The following is a 16,856-nucleotide window of genomic DNA, read 5'->3' on the forward strand; positions in this document are numbered from 1 at the left end:
CGCGTGCTCGGGGTGGGCGGTGAGCACGACGGGCGGGTTTCGTGGTTTGTAGGAACATACAACCGGGGGCGGTCGTGGGCGAACCTTTTTCGGGGTTTCGCCCGCTAGCCAGGGGCTGCTCGACGAATGTGTACTGGGCCACATCACCAACGAGGGCCGCATCGGAGCGACGGGCTCACCCCGAGCAGGCCAGATCAGAACCAGGCGCCGGTCGAGAAGGAGTACGTCGTGGAATTCCTCCGCCCCGCCACGTGGCGGGAAGCGCTCGAGGCCAAGGCCGCGCATCCGGGCGCGGTCCCGATCGCGGGCGGCACCGACGTGATGGTCGAGCTGAACTTCGACCGGCACCGGCCCGAGGTCCTCATCGACCTCACCACCGTGCCCGAGCTCGCCGAGTGGGCGCCGGACGGAGACGTGCTGCGCATCGGCGCGGGCGTCCCCTACGCACGCCTCATCGAGGAGCTGGGCACCCGAGTACCCGGTCTGGCGATGGCCGGCCGGACCGTGGGGTCCCCGCAGATCCGCAACCGCGGCACCGTCGGGGGCAACCTCGGCTCGGCCTCACCTGCCGGAGACGCCCACCCACCGCTGCTGGCGGCCGGGGCGGGCGTCGAGGTCGAGTCCGTGCGCGGATCGCGGGTGATCCCCGCTCACGAGTTCTTCACGGGCCCCAAGCGCAACGCCCTCGCCGACGACGAGCTGATCGCGGCGATCCGCATCGCGCCGGCGCCGGGCCCGCAGCAGTTCTCCAAGGTCGGCACCCGCAACGCGATGGTCATCGCGGTGTGCACCTTCGCCGTCTCGCTGAACCCCGCCGCCGGGACCGTCGGCACCGGCATCGGCTCGGCCGGACCCACCCCGCTGCGGGCGCGGGAGGCCGAGGACTTCCTGGCCGCCGAGCTCGACTGGGACGGGTCGCTGGACGACGCGGTGGCCCGCCGCTTCGGCGACCTCGTCGCGCAGGCCGCGTCCCCGATCGACGACGTGCGCGGCACCGCCGACTACCGCAGGCACGCCTTGGGCGTGCTGGCCCGCCGGACCCTGAACTGGGCCTGGCACGAGCACCGTTCCGGGAGGCAGGAATGCGCCTGAAGTTCACCGTCAACGGGCGCCGGCAGGAGGCCGACGACGTCTGGGAGGGCGAGTCCCTGCTGTACGTGCTGCGCGAGCGGCTCGGCCTGCCGGGCTCGAAAAACGCCTGCGAGCAGGGCGAATGCGGGTCGTGCACGGTCTACCTGGACGGCGTCCCCGCCTGCTCCTGCCTGGTCGCGGCCGGTCAGGCCGAGGGCCGCGAGGTGCGGACCGTGGAGGGCCTCGCCGACGACGAGCAGCTGGACCCGGTCCAGCAGGCGTTCGTCGAGACCGGCGCCGTGCAGTGCGGTTTCTGCACCCCGGGACTGCTGGTGCAGACCCACGACCTGCTGGAGCGCACCCCGCAGCCCTCGGACGCCGAGATCCGCGAGTCCCTGGCCGGGAACCTGTGCCGCTGCACGGGTTACGAGAAGATCATGGACGCGGTCCGCCTCGCGGCCTCGCGGAGGAGCGATGGCTGAGCGGATCGTCGTCGAGGGCGGATCGGTCGTCGCGGTCGACGACGCCGGGACCGAGCACGCCGAGGGCCACGTGGTCGTCGAGGGCGACCGGATCCTCTCGGTGGGGCCGGGATCGGCTCCGCCGCAGGACGTCCCGGTGCGCCGGATCGACGCCACCGGCTGCCTGGTCACCCCGGGTTTGATCAACACCCACCACCACCTCTACCAGTGGGCCACGCGCGGCTACGCCGCCGACTCGACGCTGTTCGAGTGGCTCACCGAGCTCTACCCGGTGTGGGCGCGGATGGACGCCGAGATCGTCCACGCCGCAGCCTCCGCCGGTCTCGCGCAGCTGGCCCGCTCGGGCTGCACCACCGCCGCCGACCACCACTACGTGTTCCCGCGCGAGGGCGGTGACGTGTTCGGGGCGGTGGTCACCGCCGCCGAGCGGATCGGGCTGCGGCTGCACGCCGTGCGCGGCTCGATGGACCGCGGCTGCTCCCAGGGCGGTCTGCCACCGGACTCGGTGGTCGAGGACCGAGACGCGGCGCTGGCCGCGACGCAGCGGGCCATCGACGACTTCCACGACCCCGCGCCGGGCGCCCGCGTCCGGGTCGCGGTGGGGCCGTGCTCGCCGTTCTCGGTGAGCACCGAGCTGATGCGCGAAGCCGCGGAACTGGCCCGCCGCAACGGGGTTCGACTGCACACCCACCTCGCCGAGACCACCGACGAGGAGGAGCAGTGCCGCGCCGAGTTCGGCCGCACGCCGGTGGAGTACGCCGAGGACGTGGGCTGGCTGGGGCCGGACGTGTGGCTCGCGCACGCCGTTCACCTGTCCCCCGCGGCGATCCGCAGGTTGTCCGCGACGGGCACCGGTGCCGCGCACTGCCCGAGCTCCAACGGCAGGCTCGGCGCCGGGATCGCGCCGGTGCGGGGGCTGCTGGACGCCGGTGCCCCCGTCGGACTGGGGGTCGACGGGGTCGCCTCCAACGAGTCCGGCGGGCTGGGCGAGGAGATGCGCCAGGCGCTGCTGCTGGCCCGCGCGACCGGCGGACCCCGCGCGCTGTCGGTGCGCGAGGCGCTGTGGCTGGCCACCCGGGGTGGTGCGCGCTGCCTCGGCCGCGAGGACGAGATCGGGTCGCTGGAGCCGGGCAAGCTCGCCGACCTCGCGGTGTGGCGGCTCGGCGGGCTCGACCACACCGGCATCGCCGACCCGGTCGCCGCGCTGGTGCTGGGCCGGTTGCCGCAGGTGGAAACGCTGCTGTGCGGCGGGATCGAAGTCATCGAGCAGAACAACGTCGTCGAAGAGCTGGACCGGGCGAGCGCCCGGCTGCGCCTGGTGGAGGTGTCGTGACCATGACCGATCGACTTGGGACCGATCGACTCGGGACCGATCGACCGAGCGCTCAGGCACCCACGAGGACCCCGCAGCGGCTCGACGACGCCATCGACGGCGGCATCGGCGAGTCCCCGCTGCGCCCCGACGCGGGCCTGAAGGTGACCGGCGAGTTCGCCTACGCCTCGGACCTGTGGGCCGAGGACATGCTGTGGGGCGCGACGCTCCGCAGCCCGCACCCGCACGCCCGGATCCGCTCGATCGACATCGGTCCGGCGATGGCGATGGCGGGCGTGCACACCGTGCTCACCGCCGAAGACGTGCCGGGCGACAACATCTACGGCCTCAAGACGGTAGACCAGCCGGTGCTGGCCTCCGACGTGGTGCGCTACGTCGGCGAGGCGGTGGCGCTGGTCGCCGCCGACCACCCGGAGACGGCGCGGCGGGCGCTGGAGCGCATCGTCGTCGACTACGAGGTGCTGGAACCGGTGCTCGACGCCGAGCGGGCCGCGCACGACCAGGACCTGCCGAAGCTCCACCCGGACGGCAACGTGGTGCGCCACCAGCGGATCGTCAAGGGCGATCCGGAAGCCACCGCCGAGGTCGTGGTCTCCGGCGTTTACACCGTGGGCATGCAGGACCAGGCGTTCCTCGGCCCGGAGTCGGGGCTGGCGATCCCCGCCGAGGACGGCGGCGTCGACCTCTACCTGGCCACCCAGGACCTGCACTCCGACCTCAAGCAGACCGCCCGCGCGCTGGGGCTGCCGCCCGAGAAGGTGCGGATGACGATGTCCGGTGTCGGCGGCGCGTTCGGCGGCCGCGAGGACCTGTCGATCCAGGTGCACGTGTGCATGCTCGCGATGCACGTCGGCAAGCCGGTGAAGATGTACTACAGCCGCGAGGAGTCGTTCTACGGCCACGTGCACCGGCACCCGGCGAAGATGTACTACGAGCACGGCGCGACCCGCGACGGGAAGCTCGTCTACGTCAAGGCCGCCCAGTACTTCGACGGCGGCGCCTACGCGTCGAAAACGCCGGTGGTGGTGGGCAACGCGACCACGCTGGGCGTCGGCCCGTACGTGGTGCCGAACGTCCGCATCGACGGCTGGGGCCTCTACACCAACAACCCGCCGTGCGGCGCGATGCGCGGATTGGGCGCGGTGCAGCCGACCTTCGCCTACGAGTCGCAGATGGACAAGCTCGCCGCCGAGCTCGGCATCGACCCGGTGGAGCTGCGCGTGCGCAACGCGATCTCCCAGGGCGAGACCATCCCGACCGGGCAGGTGGTCGACTCCCCCGCCCCGGTCGCCGAGCTGCTGGAACGCGTCCGCGCGCTGCCGATGCCCGCCGAGCGCGACACCACCGACATCCGCGAGCTGCCCGGCGGCGCGTCCAACACGACGCACGGCGAGGGCGTGGTGCGCGGCATCGGCTACGGGGTGACGATCAAGAACATCTGCTACTCCGAGGGCGCCGACGACTTCGCCACGGCGCGGGTGCGGTTGCAGCTCATCGGCGGCGAACCGGCCGCGATGGTGCACACCGCCGCCGCCGAGGTCGGCCAGGGCCTGGTGACCGTGCAGCAGCAGATCGCGCGCACCGAGCTGGGCGTGGAGCGGGTGACCATCCACCCCAACGACACCTCCGTCGGCCCGGCCGGTTCCAGTTCCGCCTCGCGCCAGACCTACGTCACCGGTGGTGCCGTTCGGGAGGCGTGCCAGGCGGTGCGGGAGGCGCTGTTCGCGCGGGTCACCGAGCGGTTCGGGACCACGGTGGGCCTGGCGCTGCAGGGCGGCAAGGTCGTCTCCGCCGAGGGCGTGGTCGCCGACCTCGCCGAGGTGCTGGGCGACGACGTCATCGAGGAGACCCGCGAGTACCACCACCGGCAGACCTTCCCGATGGACGCCGACGGGCGCAGCGACGTGGTGCAGGTGCAGCACGCCTTCTCCGCGCACCGCGCCGTCGTCGACGTCGACACCGAGCTGGGGCTGGTCAAGGTCGTGCAGCTGGCCTGCGCGCAGGACGTCGGCAAGGCCGTCAACCCGGAGGCCGTGCTCGGCCAGATCCAGGGAGGTTCGGCGCAGGGGCTCGGGCTGGCGGTGATGGAGGAGATCCAGGTCCGCGACGGGAAGATCCGCAACCCCTCCTTCACCGACTACCTGATCCCGACGATCCTCGACATGCCCACGATGGAGATCGACGTCGTCGAGCGCGCCGACGACAACGCGCCCTACGGGGTTCGCGGTGTCGGCGAGCCGCCGACGATCTCCACCACGCCGGCGGTCGTCGCGGCCATCCGCGCCGCCACCGGCAAGTTCCTCACCCACACCCCGGTCGCTCCCGGGCACATCATCTGAGCGTCACCGAAAACCATTGGAGTGAAACGATGTCCGTCGACGTGGCAACCCAGCAGGAGCAGTCCTGGATGGCCCGCGCGATCGAGCTGGCCACCGCCAACGTGCACACCGGCGGCGGCCCGTTCGGCGCGGTGATCGTCCGCGACGGCGAGGTCGTGGCCACCGGCGCCAACCGCGTCACCCCCGACCTGGACCCGACCGCGCACGCCGAGGTCGTCGCGATCCGCAACGCCTGCCGGGAGCTGGGCACGTTCTCGCTCACGGGCTGCGTGCTGGTGACCTCGTGCGAGCCGTGCCCGATGTGCCTGGCCTCGGCGATGTGGGCCCGGGTCGACCGGGTCCTGTTCGCCGCCGACCGCGACGACGCGGCGGCCGCGGGCTTCGACGACCGCGCCTTCTACGACGCGATGGTCGACCCCGCCCAGAACCCGACCGCGGTCGTGCGGATCGACATCCACAACCGAAACGACGCCTTCGACGCCTGGCGCGACAAAGCCGACCGAGTCGATTACTGAGAAGGAGCGGTATGTGGTCCTTTTGCTTGGCGGTGCGGGTAGGGGAACCTGAGCGGCTCCGTGGACTCCGCGCGCCACTCCTGATGCATGCCAATGCACGGCGTCGTGGCGTGCTCGCCACGAAACCGCTCAGAACCCCCGGCGGTGCAAGCCGCGAGACCGCTCACCAAGAAAGTGGCTCCGCCGCTTAAGAACAAAAGATCAAGCGGAAAACCCGCGCTTTTCCACGGCGATGACCGGGTCGCCACCTGAAACGAGCCGCTGACCAGCGGTTCCGTCACCAAACGCCCCGCACCTGGCTTTCGGCGAATTCTCGCCGGGCTCAACCCTGCCCGGAAAACCGACGTCCCGGGGGCGCCCACCGGCATGGGAGGACGCAATGACCCAGCAAGTGACCACCAGACCCGACAGCGGTCTGGACCGCGTGTTCCGGATAACCGAGCGCGGTTCCACCTTCAGCCGCGAGCTGCGCGGCGGCCTGACCACCTTCGTCGCGATGGCCTACATCGTGATGCTCAACCCGCTCATCCTCGGTTCCGGGACCGACGCGACCGGGGCGAAGCTCTCCCCCGAGCAGCTCACCACCGCCACCGCCGCCACGGCGGGCGTGATGACCATCGTGATGGGCCTGGTCGGCAACGCCCCGCTGGCGCTGGCGACCGGTCTGGGCGTGAACGCGGTCGTGGCGTTCACCATCGCCCCCACCATGACCTGGGCCGAGGCGTTCGGGCTCGTGGTCCTCGAAGGCGTGGTGATCGTGGCGCTGGCGGTCAGCGGCGTCCGCGAGAAGATCATGAACGCCATCCCGGAGCCGCTCAAGATCGCGCTCACCGTCGGCATCGGCCTCTACATCGCGCTGATCGGCCTGGTCAGCGCCGGGTTCGTGACACGCGTACCGGACTCGCAGGAGACGACGGTGCCGGTGCAGATGGGCACCGACGGGCACCTGGCCGGAATCCCGATCGTGGTGTTCTGCGTGACGCTGCTGGTGATGATCGGGCTGATGGCCCGCCGCACGCCCGGGGCCATCCTGCTGGGCATCGTGACCGGGACCGTGCTGGCGCTCATCGCCAACGCCGCGCTGGACGTGGCGCCGGACGAGTGGGGAACCGTGGTTCCCGAGCTGCCCGCGAACCTGGTCGGCACCCCCGACTTCGGGCTGTTCGGCCAGGTGGACCTGTTCGGCGGGTTCGCCGCGGCCGGTGGTGTGGCGGCGACGGTGTTCCTGTTCACGCTGGTGCTGTCCGGGTTCTTCGACGCGATGGGCACGATCACCAGCGTCTCCTCGCAGGCCGGGCTCGCCCAGGACGGCAAGGTGCAGGGCATGGGCCGCATTCTGGCCGTCGACGGCGTGGCCGCCGCGGCGGGCGGGCTCACCGGCGCCGCCCCGAACACGGTGTTCCTGGAGTCGGCGGCGGGTGTCGCCGAAGGCGCCCGCACCGGCCTGGCCAGCGTGGTCACCGGTCTGCTGTTCTGCGTGACGCTGCTGATCACGCCGCTGGCCTCGATCGTCCCGGCCCAGGCCGCCGCCCCGGCCCTGGTGATCGTCGGCGGCCTGATGATGTCGCAGGTCAGGCTCATCCCGTGGAACGACCCGGACTACATCATCCCGGCGTTCCTCACCCTGGCGGTCATCCCCTACACCTACATGATCACCAACGGCATCGGCGCAGGTCTCATCGCCTTCGCGGTCATCAAGCTCGCCCGGGGCAAGGTCCGCGAGATCGGCTGGCTGGTCGGCTCCCTCGCCATCGTCTTCGCCGTCTACTTCCTCGTCTCCGGCCTCACCGGGGTCTGATCCCCTCCCCGCGTCGGAAACCCCGGTCCTCGTGCCGCGAGAGCCGGGGTTTTCGACGCGGGTACTACCGTCGGGGGCGTGATGTCGCCAGCTGGGATCGTGCTCGCCGCGGGGGCGGGACGGCGGTTCGGGATGCCGAAGGCCCTGGTCGAGCACCAGGGATCGTTGTTGGTCGACCGGGCCGCGCGGGTGCTCGCCGAGGGCGGGTGCGATCCGGTGGTCGTGGTGCTGGGGGCTGCTGCCGATGAGGTCCGGGAGCGGGCCGAGCTCGCCGGGGTCACCACCGCCTACAACCCGGAGTGGTCGACGGGCATGGGGTCGTCGCTGCGGACCGGGCTGGAGGCGTTGCGGGATTCCGACGCGCCAGCCGCGCTGATCCTGCCGGTCGACATGCCCGGCATCGGCCCGGAGGCCGTTCGCCGGGTCGCGGCGCTGACCGCTCCCGACGTCCTCGCGGCCGCCTCGCACGACGGGCGGCGCAGTCACCCCGTGTTGCTGGGACGCGAGCACTGGACCGGTGCAGCCGCCTCTGCGACGGGTGATGCGGGTGCTCGCGACTACCTCCGGAAACGCACGGTGACGATGGTGTCGTGCGACGACATATCGGAGGGCTTTGATGTCGACCGGCCTGAAGATCTGGGCCGCCCTGCCACGTAGAGTGCCAGGGCGACCGAGAGGCGCTGTTGAGAGCCGGTGCGCCTAGCATTGTCTTCCGGTCAAGAGCTCCAACGCCCGAGCAAAGTGGAGAGCGGAGGCATTCATGGCTGGCGGTCATATCACCGCGAACTACGTACCCCAGGGCGATGACTGGCAGATCATCGTCACGGATGGTGACGACAAGAAGACCGCGCGTGCGCCCGGCCTGATCGCCGCCCGGGACCAGGCCGACCAGCTCATCGAGCAGCTCTCGCCCGGCAAGGCCGGTCGCGTGGTGATCCACCTGCTCGACGGCGACGGGTTCGCCTTCACCACCGCCTACCTGCAGGCCCGGCACGGCCTGTCCGACGAGGCCACCGACAGCGCGGCCCGCGCCGCCGTCGCCAACGCCCCCGCGCAGTAGTCCTCGGCAACGGGCGCGGAGCCACCGCTCGGTGACTCTTCGCGACCCACCGATCACGTGCACAGGGGATGAACGCGCCGGGACCTTAGGATGGCTTCCGTGAACGCGCCGACCAGTAGTGCACTCCAGGAGGAAGCAGCGGTGGCCAGCCTCGAACCGAGCAGGCCGCCCGCCGGCCGGGGACGCCCGCGGGACGCCTCCCGCGACGCCGCGCTGCGCCAGGCCGCGATGGAGGTGCTGGCGCAGGTCGGCTACCGGGCCCTGACGATGGACGCCGTCGCCGCGCACGCGCGCGCGGGCAAGGCCACGATCTACCGCCGCTGGGACTCCAAGCTCGACCTGGTCATCGACACCTGCAACGAGCTCGTCCAGCGCCGCATCCCCGAACCCGACCTGGGGTCGGTGGCCGCCGACCTCGGCGAGTTCCTGCGCTCGTTCGCCACGCTGCTGACCGGCCCGGTCGGCAAGGCCGCCCAAGCCCTGGTCGGCGAGCTGCCGCACGAACCGGAGCTCGCGGTGAAGTTCCGCGAGTCGTTCCTGCTGCCGCAGCGCGACGTGCTGCGCCGGATCATGGAGCGCGGCGTGCAGCGCGGCGAGATCAGCCCGAACGCCCCGATCGACACCGTCGGCGAGCTGGCCGGTGCGGGCTTGATCTACCGGCTGATGCTGGCCGACGAACCGCTGGACACCGGTTTCGTGGACCGCCTGCTCAACGAGGCCCTGCTGCCGCTGCTCAAGCGCTGAGCCTCCGTTCGGCCGGTTAGGGTCGCAGGACGTCCCGGAGGGAGGTCGTTCGTGTCCGAGGTTGTTTCGCTCAGCCGCTGGCCGGTGAAGTCGCTGCGCGGCGAGCAGGTGACCGCCGCCCGCTTCGACGAGCGCGGCATGGCCGGTGACCGCGCCTACGCGCTGCTCGACGAGCGGCCGAACCGCGTCGGCAACATCGTCACGGTCCGCCAGAACCAGTCGCTGCTGTCCTGGTCGGCCCACTACGGCGACCGGCCGGACCCGGTGGACTCACCGACCCTGGTCGGACCGGAATCCCAGCAGCTCTCCTGGGACGACCCGGCGCTGACCGGCGAGCTCTCGAAGTCGCTGGACATCCCGGTGCGGCTGAACCCGGCCGACGGCCAGCAGGACCGGGGCCCGACGGTGCTGGTCACCTTCGAGTCCTCGCGACGAGGTCTGGGCGAGGAGCTGGGCGCCGACGTCGACCTGCGGCGGTTCCGGACGAACCTGCACGTCGGGGGAGACCTGCCGCCGTTCGCCGAGCAGGACTGGGAACCGGGCACGACGATCACCGTCGGCGACGTGGAGCTGGCCGTGACCGGCGAGCACTCCGGCCCGTGCATCCGCTGCGCGGTGCCGAGCTGGGACGCCGAGGGGCGGGAGCGCTGGCGGGAGCTGCAGGCTCACCTGATCCAGCGGCACGAGAACAAGTTCGGCGTGATCATGAGGGTGACCCGGCCGGGCACGGTCGCCGTGGGCGACGCCGTCGCGGCGGGGTGAGCGGGTTCCGTTGTCCTGGGGCCAGGTCCGAGACCCCAGAACAACGGCACCTCACTTGAACAGCTTGCGCACGACCACGACGGTGACCAGTGCGCCGACCCCGATCAGCGCGTAGCGCACCTTGGGGTCGTTCAGCTTCTCCTTGACGCTGGCCTTGCCTGCGTCGACGAACTTCTGCGGGTTCGCCTGCACGCTCAGCCGGTCCAGCGTGTCGGCCAGCGCGTCACGCGCCTGCTCGATGTCACGCTCGATGGCATCTTGATCACGGGCCACGTGTCCTCCTCACGTTCACCTGGCTGCCCACACCGTAGTTCACGGCGGATCACTCGACGCACGAGCCGCGCCCATGTCCCCTGCTCGGGTCTGGCGCCCACCGCCGAAAACATGATCGACACACGCGATACGCTGTGTCCACTGAGGGGCCGTAGCCCAATTGGCAGAGGCACTAGGTTTAGGTCCTAGACAGTGAGGGTTCGAGTCCCTCCGGCCCCACCGCATTCACCAGCACCCCGTCCGGTGGACAGCCCCCAGGTCACCGCGCCGCATCGTCGGGGCTGTCGGCGCTGACCGTGTCCCAGAGCTCCGCGTCCTCGTCCGCGTCGAACTCGGCCCACGCGGAGTCGTAGGCGACCTCCAGGTTCGGCCGCTGGACCGTCGTCATGTCGAGCTGCGCCGCCGTCGAAGCGCTCGTCGAACTCCTCGGCGTTCACAGCCACCACCTCCTCGGGCGACATGATCCCCCCGTGCGTCCCGCCGGGGCGCCACTGGCCAATTCGGTCGGAAGTGTCCAGGTTCGACGTCCGTTTTGCCTGGTCGATTCGGACCGGGAACGCCCTCTGGCGGCCCCTCCCCGAGCTGTCGTGACCACGCTGGCGAGCCTTCCCAATCACGTCGGGTGGGGCGACTAGAGTCGGGAGAGCTCCGCCCGGGTCGATGTCTTCGGAGAGGTCTGCGTGTCTGATCAGTTCGTTCACCTGCATGTGCACACCGAGTTCTCGATGCTCGACGGTGCTGCGAAACATGATGCGCTGTTCACCGAGGTCTCCCGGCTCGAACAGCCCGCGGTGGCGATGACGGACCACGGCAACATGTACGGGGCGCACTCCTTCTACACCAAGGCCACCAAGGCCGGGGTGAAGCCGATCATCGGCATCGAGGCCTACATCGCACCGGAGAGCCGCTACCACAAGAAGCCCGTCTTCTGGGGTGAGCGGGCGCGCACCGGCAAGAAGGAAGTGGACGAGTACGGCGAGAGCGGCGACGTCTCCGGCGCCGGTGCCTACACGCACATGACGATGCTCGCGCAGAACTCGACCGGGCTGCGCAACCTGTTCAAGCTGTCCTCGCTGGCGAGCCTCCAGGGCTTCTTCCGCAAGCCGCGGATGGACAAGGAGCTCATCGCCGAGCACTCCGAGGGCATCATCGCCACCTCCGGCTGCCTCGCGGGCGAGATCCTGACCCGGCTGCGCCTGGGGCAGAAGCAGGAAGCGCTGCAGGCCGCCTCGGACTACAAGGACATCTTCGGGCCGGACCGCTTCTTCATCGAGGTCATGGACCACGGCATCCAGATGGAGCGCAACATCCGGACCGAGCTGCTGGACCTCGCCAAGCAGCTGGACCTGCGGACGGTGGCGACCAACGACAGCCACTACGTCACCAACGACCAGGCCGGTCACCACGACGCGCTGCTGTGCCTGCAGACCCGCTCGATGATCGCCGACACCGACCGGTTCAAGTTCAACGGCGACGGCTACCACATCAAGAGCTCCGAGGAGATGCGCGCGTACTGGGACGAGGAGGTCCCGGGCGCGGCCGACAGCACGCTGCTCATCACCGACATGGTCGAGGGCTACGAGGAGGCGTTCGCGCCGCACAACCGGATGCCGCAGGCCAAGGTCGAGGCCGGCCGCACCGACGTCGAGATGCTGCGCGACGAGGTCGAGTCGTTCATCCCGACCCGCTTCAAGGACGGCCAGTTCACCCAGGAGTACCGCGACCAGCTGGAGTGGGAGCTCAAGGTCATCACGGAGAAGGGCTACAGCTCCTACTTCCTGGTGGTCGGCGACATGATCCGCTGGGCCAAGAACAACGGCATCCGGGTGGGCCCGGGTCGTGGTTCGGCGGCGGGTGCGCTGCTGTCGTACGTGCTGCACATCATCGACATCGACCCGCTGCAGCACGGGTTGCTGTTCGAGCGGTTCCTCAACCCGGAGCGCGACTCCCCGCCCGACATCGACATCGACTTCGACGAGCGCCAGCGCGAGCGGGTCATCCAGTACGCCAAGGAGAAGTACGGCGAGGAGTACTTCGCCAAGGTCATCACCTACGGCACGATTAAGACGAAGGCCGCGTTCAAGGACGCCGCCCGCGTGCACATGGGGCAGGCGGGTTTCCAGCTCGCCGACCAGTTCTCCAAGGCGCTGCCCGCGCCGATCGCGGCGAAGGACATCCCGCTGTCGGGCATCGTCGATCCCGAGCACGAGCGCTACCCGGAAGCCGCCGAGGTCCGCTCGCTGATCGAGACCGATCCGCAGATCGGCAAGATCTTCGACACCGCCCGCGGCCTGGAGGGCCTGATCCGCAACGCGGGCGTGCACGCGTGCGCCCACATCATCTCGCGCGAACCGCTGCTGGACGTGCTGCCGCTGTGGAAGCGCGACGACGGCGAGATCATCACCGGCTGGGACGGCCCGCAGTGCGAGGCCGTGGGCCTGCTCAAGATCGATATCCTCGGGCTGGTCAACATGACCACGATCGACGACACCGTGCGGATGGTGAAGGCCAACCACGGCACCGAGGTCGAACCGCTGGACATCCCGCTGGACGACACCAAGACCTACGAGATGCTCGGCCGCGGCGAGTCCCTGGGAGTGTTCCAGCTGGAAGGTGGGGGCATGCAGTCGCTGCTCAAGCGCATGCAACCCACCCGCTTCGGCGACATCGTCGCCTGCGTGGCGCTGTACCGGCCGGGCCCGATGGACGTCAACGCGCACCTGGACTACGCGGACCGCAAGAACGGCAAGAAGCCGGTCGAGCCGATCCACCCGGAGCTGGACGAGCCGCTCAAGGACATCCTGGGCGAGACCTACGGTCTGATCGTCTACCAGGAGCAGATCATGGCGATCGCCCAGAAGGTCGCCGGGTACACGCTCGGACAAGCGGACCTGCTGCGGCGAGCGATGGGCAAGAAGAAGAAGGAGGTGATGGACGAGCAGTTCGCCAACTTCTCGGCGGGCATGCAGGAGCGCGGCTACTCGAAGGATGCGATCGAGCAGCTGTGGGCCACCGTCCTCCCCTTCGCCGGCTACGCGTTCAACAAGTCCCACGCCGCCGCCTACGGCCTGGTGACCTACTGGACCGCCTACTTCAAGGCCCACTACCCGGCCGAGTACATGGCCGCGCTGCTGACCGCGAACAGCAACAACAAGGACAAGACCGCGGTCTACCTGTCCGAGTGCCGCCGGATGAGCATCCAGGTGCTGCCGCCGGACGTGAACGAGTCGATGACCCAGCACACGGCCGTCGAGGGCCGCATCCGCTTCGGCATGGGCGCGATCCGCAACGTCGGCGCCAACGTCGTCGAGTCGGTCATCTCCTCGCGGGAGGAGAAGGGGAAGTTCTCGTCGTTCACCGACTTCCTCGACAAGATCGAGATCACCGCCTGCAACAAGCGGGTCATCGAATCGCTGATCAAGGCGGGTGCGTTCGACTCGCTCGGCCACACCCGGATGGCGCTCAACGCCCACCACGAGGCCGCGGTGGACGCGGTGATCGGCCTCAAGCGGCAGCAGGCGATGGGCCAGTTCGACCTCTTCGGCGGCGACGACGCGGGACCGTCCGAGGACACCTCGCCGCTGGCGCACCTGCAGTTCACCGACGAGGAGTGGCCGCGCAAGCAGCTGCTGGCCTACGAGCGCGAGATGCTGGGCCTGTACGTCTCGGCGCACCCGCTCGACGGCGCCGAGCGGCTCCTCGCGCCGTACCAGGACACCAGCATCGCCGAGCTCGTCGGCGGTGAGCGCGAACCCAGCGGTTACGGCAGCAAGGAGCAGCAGCCCAAGATCGCCGGGATGATCTCCGGCATCCAGCGGCGGCTGAACAAGAACGGGCAGCCGTGGGCGATCGTGACCCTGGAGGACTTCGAGGCCAGCATCGAGGTGCTGTTCTTCCCGAAGTCCTACGAGATGTTCGCCGACTGCCTGGTCGAGGACAACGCGCTGGCGGTCAAGGGCCGGGTCAACGAGCGCGAGGGCGAGATCAGCGTGTTCGCCTCCGACGCCGTGCCGATCGACATCACCGCCGCCGAGACCGACCCGGGCAGCGAACCGCCGCTGGTGCTGCGCGCGGACTCCCGCAAGCTCACCGAGGACGTGATCAGCGAGCTCAAGCAGACCTTCGCCGCGCACAAGGGCACCACCCCGGTGCACGTGCACCTCGGCAAGACCCGCCTGGAACTCCCGAAGTGGCCGGTCAACGTCTGCACCGAACTCGTCTCCGAGCTCAAGTCGGTCCGCGGAATCGCGGTGGAAAGAGCAGGCCGCTGACACACCCGTGGTCCGGAGCCTCCAGCTCCGGACCACGGACTTCTCACGGCGCCAAGTGCCCCAGCGCCACGACGTCGACGCCGCCCTCTCGCGTGCAACTCGGGTTCCCCGCTGTCAGACGCATCGCATTTCGCGCTCGATCGACTACCGCACTTGCGGACTCATGAGCATCGCTTCTGAGTTCGCCCCGGGGCAGTTCTAGCCATAATCGCCCATGATCAATGTCCGTTATGCCCGGACAGTTCTGGCTAAAACCGCCTCCGGGGGACCTGCTGCTGCGACTGATCGAATCGGGTCGGGGATACGCGTCCTGGCGGGTCTCGGGTTGCGGTTCGGTCGTAGGGTCTTTGTAGGCGGTTGCTTACTTCTGATTGGGGTTGGGCATGGGTAGTGACGGACGGGTTTGTGTTGTGACCGGGGCCAATTCGGGGACCGGGTACGTGACGGCGTTGGAGCTCGCCCGGGGCGGGGCGACCGTCGTGATGATGTGCCGGAACGCCGAGAAGGGCGAGGCCGCGCGGGCTGCGATCGTGGCCGAGACCGGGAACGATCGGGTCGAGCTGATCGTGGTGGATCTGGCCGAGATGGCCGACGTGCGCCGGGCCGTGCGGGAGTTCACCGAACGGCACTCGACGCTGGACGTGCTGGTCAACAACGCCGGGGGCATCACCCAGACCCGCCGCGAGTCCTCCGAGGGGCTGGAGGCGATGTTCGCGGGCAACTACCTCGGGCACTTCCTGCTGACCACCTCGCTGCTCGACCGGCTCAAGGCCGCCGGGCACGCGCGGATCGTCAACGTCAGCTCGATGGCGCACAAGGGTGCGCGGATCGACTTCGACGACCTCCAGAACCGCAGCGGCAAGAACGCGATGCGCGGGTACGGGCAGTCGAAGCTCGCGCAGATCCTGTTCACCTACGAGCTCGCCGAACGGCTCCGCGGAACCGACGTCACCGTCAACGCGATGCACCCCGGGGCCGTCGCGTCCGGGTTCAAGAACGGCACCGACGGCGTCGTCAAGGCCGTGATCGGGGCTTTCTACGCGGGTTTCGGCATCTCGCCGGAGAAGGGCGCCGACACGATCCTGCACCTGGCGAACTCGCCGGAGGTCGCCGACGTCACCGGCGAGTACTTCATCAAGCGCCGCCCGGTGGCCACCAGCAAGACCTCCTACGACGTCGAGGTGCGGCAGCGGCTGTGGGCCGTTTCCGAGAAGCTGATCGCCGACATCGCGGGCTGATATACCGTTGAGGTGGTGGATCTTCTCTAGCTGCGGACGTGGTGATCGGTGAGCGTCAAGGTTGTTCTGCTCGATGACGAGGACCTGGTGCGGTCCGGGATCCGGATGATCCTGGAGTCCGACCCCGAGATCCAGGTGGTCGCCGAGGCCGCCAACGGCAGCGGGATCGTCGACCTGGTCGCCAAGCACGCGCCGGACGTGGTGCTCACCGACATCCAGATGCCCGAGGTCGGCGGCCTGGAGGTGACCCGGCGCATCGCCGCGCTGCCCGACCCGCCCGCGGTGGGCGTGCTGACCACCTTCGACATCGACGAGTACGTGCACGCGGCCCTGCAGAACGGGGCGGCCGGATTCCTGCTCAAGGACACCCGGCCGCACGACCTCGTCGCCGCCGTGCACACCCTCGCCGGGGGCGAGGCGATGCTCTCGCCCCGCATCACCCGGAAGCTCCTGGCCGCCTTCTCCACCGGCGGCGGAGCCGCGCGGTCGGCGAAGACCAAGATGGAGCAGCTGACCGCGCGGGAGCGCGAGGTGGCCGTGGCCGTCGCGCAGGGTTCGAGCAACGCCGAGATCGCCGCCGACCTCTACATGAGCCAGTCCACCGTGAAAGTCCACATCGGACGGATCATGCACAAGCTGGACGCCGTCAACCGAACCCAGGTCGCGATCATCGCCCACGACGCCGGTCTGGCCTAGCAGGCGGCTCGGCGGTAGGCGTCTCCGCGGCCGATGAGGAACCACGCGAGCACGCCCAGGAACGGGGCGCAGAAGGCGATCACCAGCCACACCAGCGTCATGCCGAACGACAGCGGCGAACCGATGATGCTCACCACCGCGCAGATGAACAGCGCCAGCCAGCCGATCAGCAGCAGGCCGACCAGACCGAAGCCGCCGAACGCGAGCAGTTGCTCCGGGCTGTTGAAGAGCTGTTCCCAATCCATTGCGTGTCCCTTCCACGAGTTCGTCGTTC

General features: G+C 69.8%; 16 protein-coding genes and 1 tRNA gene. 14 read left to right on the forward strand and 3 right to left on the reverse strand.

The features are described from left to right. Window positions 1-228: 228 nt before the first annotated feature. The 10 genes from REH65_RS11865 (at window position 229) to REH65_RS11910 (ending at window position 10,104) form a co-directional block, all read left to right on the forward strand. Window positions 229-1,092 (forward strand): FAD binding domain-containing protein, encoded by an 864-nt coding sequence (locus tag REH65_RS11865; RefSeq protein ID WP_406692459.1) that lies wholly within the window; start codon window positions 229-231, stop codon window positions 1,090-1,092. Then, window positions 1,083-1,553 (forward strand): (2Fe-2S)-binding protein, encoded by a 471-nt coding sequence (locus tag REH65_RS11870; protein ID WP_093414750.1) that lies wholly within the window; start codon window positions 1,083-1,085, stop codon window positions 1,551-1,553. The genes REH65_RS11865 and REH65_RS11870 overlap by 10 nt, the downstream gene beginning before the upstream one ends. Further along, window positions 1,546-2,886 (forward strand): 8-oxoguanine deaminase, encoded by a 1,341-nt coding sequence (locus REH65_RS11875; RefSeq protein WP_406692460.1) that lies wholly within the window; start codon window positions 1,546-1,548, stop codon window positions 2,884-2,886. Before REH65_RS11870 ends, REH65_RS11875 begins: the two co-directional genes overlap by 8 nt. A gap of 2 nt (window positions 2,887-2,888) precedes the next feature. Further along, the gene (gene pucD, locus REH65_RS11880) at window positions 2,889-5,225 is read left to right on the forward strand and encodes a xanthine dehydrogenase subunit D (RefSeq protein ID WP_406692461.1); all 2,337 of its coding nucleotides are present in this window, start codon (window positions 2,889-2,891) and stop codon (window positions 5,223-5,225) included. A 29-nt stretch (window positions 5,226-5,254) separates the two neighbouring features. Further along, window positions 5,255-5,740: a nucleoside deaminase gene (locus REH65_RS11885; protein ID WP_406692462.1), complete on the forward strand. Its 486-nt coding sequence runs from the start codon at window positions 5,255-5,257 to the stop codon at window positions 5,738-5,740. A gap of 379 nt (window positions 5,741-6,119) precedes the next feature. Continuing rightward, window positions 6,120-7,538 carry an NCS2 family permease gene (locus REH65_RS11890; RefSeq protein ID WP_406692464.1) on the forward strand — a complete coding sequence of 473 codons (1,419 nt, stop codon included), beginning with the start codon at window positions 6,120-6,122 and terminating at the stop codon, window positions 7,536-7,538. Window positions 7,539-7,619: 81 nt separating this feature from the next. Continuing rightward, window positions 7,620-8,195 carry an NTP transferase domain-containing protein gene (locus REH65_RS11895; protein WP_406693147.1) on the forward strand — a complete coding sequence of 192 codons (576 nt, stop codon included), beginning with the start codon at window positions 7,620-7,622 and terminating at the stop codon, window positions 8,193-8,195. 103 nt (window positions 8,196-8,298) lie between these two features. Continuing rightward, window positions 8,299-8,598 (forward strand): hypothetical protein, encoded by a 300-nt coding sequence (locus tag REH65_RS11900; protein ID WP_281456201.1) that lies wholly within the window; start codon window positions 8,299-8,301, stop codon window positions 8,596-8,598. 141 nt (window positions 8,599-8,739) lie between these two features. Beyond that, the gene (locus REH65_RS11905; protein WP_406692465.1) at window positions 8,740-9,342 is read left to right on the forward strand and encodes a TetR/AcrR family transcriptional regulator; all 603 of its coding nucleotides are present in this window, start codon (window positions 8,740-8,742) and stop codon (window positions 9,340-9,342) included. 51 nt (window positions 9,343-9,393) lie between these two features. Continuing rightward, window positions 9,394-10,104: an MOSC domain-containing protein gene (locus REH65_RS11910; RefSeq protein WP_406692466.1), complete on the forward strand. Its 711-nt coding sequence runs from the start codon at window positions 9,394-9,396 to the stop codon at window positions 10,102-10,104. A gap of 51 nt (window positions 10,105-10,155) precedes the next feature. Here the strand turns inward: REH65_RS11910 and REH65_RS11915 are convergent, their stop codons facing one another. Continuing rightward, window positions 10,156-10,377 (reverse strand): DUF3618 domain-containing protein, encoded by a 222-nt coding sequence (locus tag REH65_RS11915; RefSeq protein WP_093414760.1) that lies wholly within the window; start codon window positions 10,375-10,377, stop codon window positions 10,156-10,158. Window positions 10,378-10,522: 145 nt separating this feature from the next. Between REH65_RS11915 and REH65_RS11920 the strand changes: the two genes are divergently transcribed. Further along, window positions 10,523-10,596 (forward strand) — tRNA-Leu (locus REH65_RS11920). Between the two features lie 40 nt (window positions 10,597-10,636). Here the strand turns inward: REH65_RS11920 and REH65_RS11925 are convergent. After that, window positions 10,637-10,765: a hypothetical protein gene (locus REH65_RS11925; protein WP_406692467.1), complete on the reverse strand. Its 129-nt coding sequence runs from the start codon at window positions 10,763-10,765 to the stop codon at window positions 10,637-10,639. A 292-nt stretch (window positions 10,766-11,057) separates the two neighbouring features. Between REH65_RS11925 and dnaE the strand changes: the two genes are divergently transcribed. The 3 genes from dnaE to REH65_RS11940 all read left to right on the forward strand — a co-directional run bounded on the left by dnaE (window position 11,058) and on the right by REH65_RS11940 (window position 16,582). Next, on the forward strand, window positions 11,058-14,648 hold the full coding sequence (dnaE, locus tag REH65_RS11930; RefSeq protein ID WP_281456204.1) for a DNA polymerase III subunit alpha: 3,591 nt from the start codon (window positions 11,058-11,060) through the stop codon (window positions 14,646-14,648). Between the two features lie 383 nt (window positions 14,649-15,031). After that, window positions 15,032-15,886 carry an SDR family oxidoreductase gene (locus REH65_RS11935; protein ID WP_406692468.1) on the forward strand — a complete coding sequence of 285 codons (855 nt, stop codon included), beginning with the start codon at window positions 15,032-15,034 and terminating at the stop codon, window positions 15,884-15,886. A 48-nt stretch (window positions 15,887-15,934) separates the two neighbouring features. After that, complete coding sequence (locus REH65_RS11940) at window positions 15,935-16,582, forward strand: response regulator (RefSeq protein WP_406692469.1); 648 nt, start codon at window positions 15,935-15,937, stop codon at window positions 16,580-16,582. Here REH65_RS11940 and REH65_RS11945 read toward each other — a convergent pair. Then, entirely contained in the window at window positions 16,579-16,827 is a 249-nt protein-coding gene (locus REH65_RS11945; RefSeq protein ID WP_281456208.1) for a PLD nuclease N-terminal domain-containing protein, read from the reverse strand. The genes REH65_RS11940 and REH65_RS11945 overlap by 4 nt on opposite strands. Window positions 16,828-16,856: the final 29 nt, after the last annotated feature.

It is taken from the genome of Saccharopolyspora sp. ID03-671, assembly GCF_045278815.1.
GTDB lineage: Bacteria > Actinomycetota > Actinomycetes > Mycobacteriales > Pseudonocardiaceae > Saccharopolyspora > Saccharopolyspora ipomoeae.

Coding starts and splice junctions, on each gene's coding strand:
- REH65_RS11870 (WP_093414750.1), top strand. CDS start 1,083: ATGCGCCTGAAGTTCACCGTCAACGGGCGCCGGCAGGAGGCCGACGAC.
- REH65_RS11875 (WP_406692460.1), top strand. CDS start 1,546: ATGGCTGAGCGGATCGTCGTCGAGGGCGGATCGGTCGTCGCGGTCGAC.
- pucD (WP_406692461.1), top strand. CDS start 2,889: ATGACCGATCGACTTGGGACCGATCGACTCGGGACCGATCGACCGAGC.
- REH65_RS11885 (WP_406692462.1), top strand. CDS start 5,255: ATGTCCGTCGACGTGGCAACCCAGCAGGAGCAGTCCTGGATGGCCCGC.
- REH65_RS11890 (WP_406692464.1), top strand. CDS start 6,120: ATGACCCAGCAAGTGACCACCAGACCCGACAGCGGTCTGGACCGCGTG.
- REH65_RS11895 (WP_406693147.1), top strand. CDS start 7,620: ATGTCGCCAGCTGGGATCGTGCTCGCCGCGGGGGCGGGACGGCGGTTC.
- REH65_RS11900 (WP_281456201.1), top strand. CDS start 8,299: ATGGCTGGCGGTCATATCACCGCGAACTACGTACCCCAGGGCGATGAC.
- REH65_RS11925 (WP_406692467.1), bottom strand. CDS start 10,765: ATGACGACGGTCCAGCGGCCGAACCTGGAGGTCGCCTACGACTCCGCG.
- REH65_RS11935 (WP_406692468.1), top strand. CDS start 15,032: ATGGGTAGTGACGGACGGGTTTGTGTTGTGACCGGGGCCAATTCGGGG.
- REH65_RS11945 (WP_281456208.1), bottom strand. CDS start 16,827: ATGGATTGGGAACAGCTCTTCAACAGCCCGGAGCAACTGCTCGCGTTC.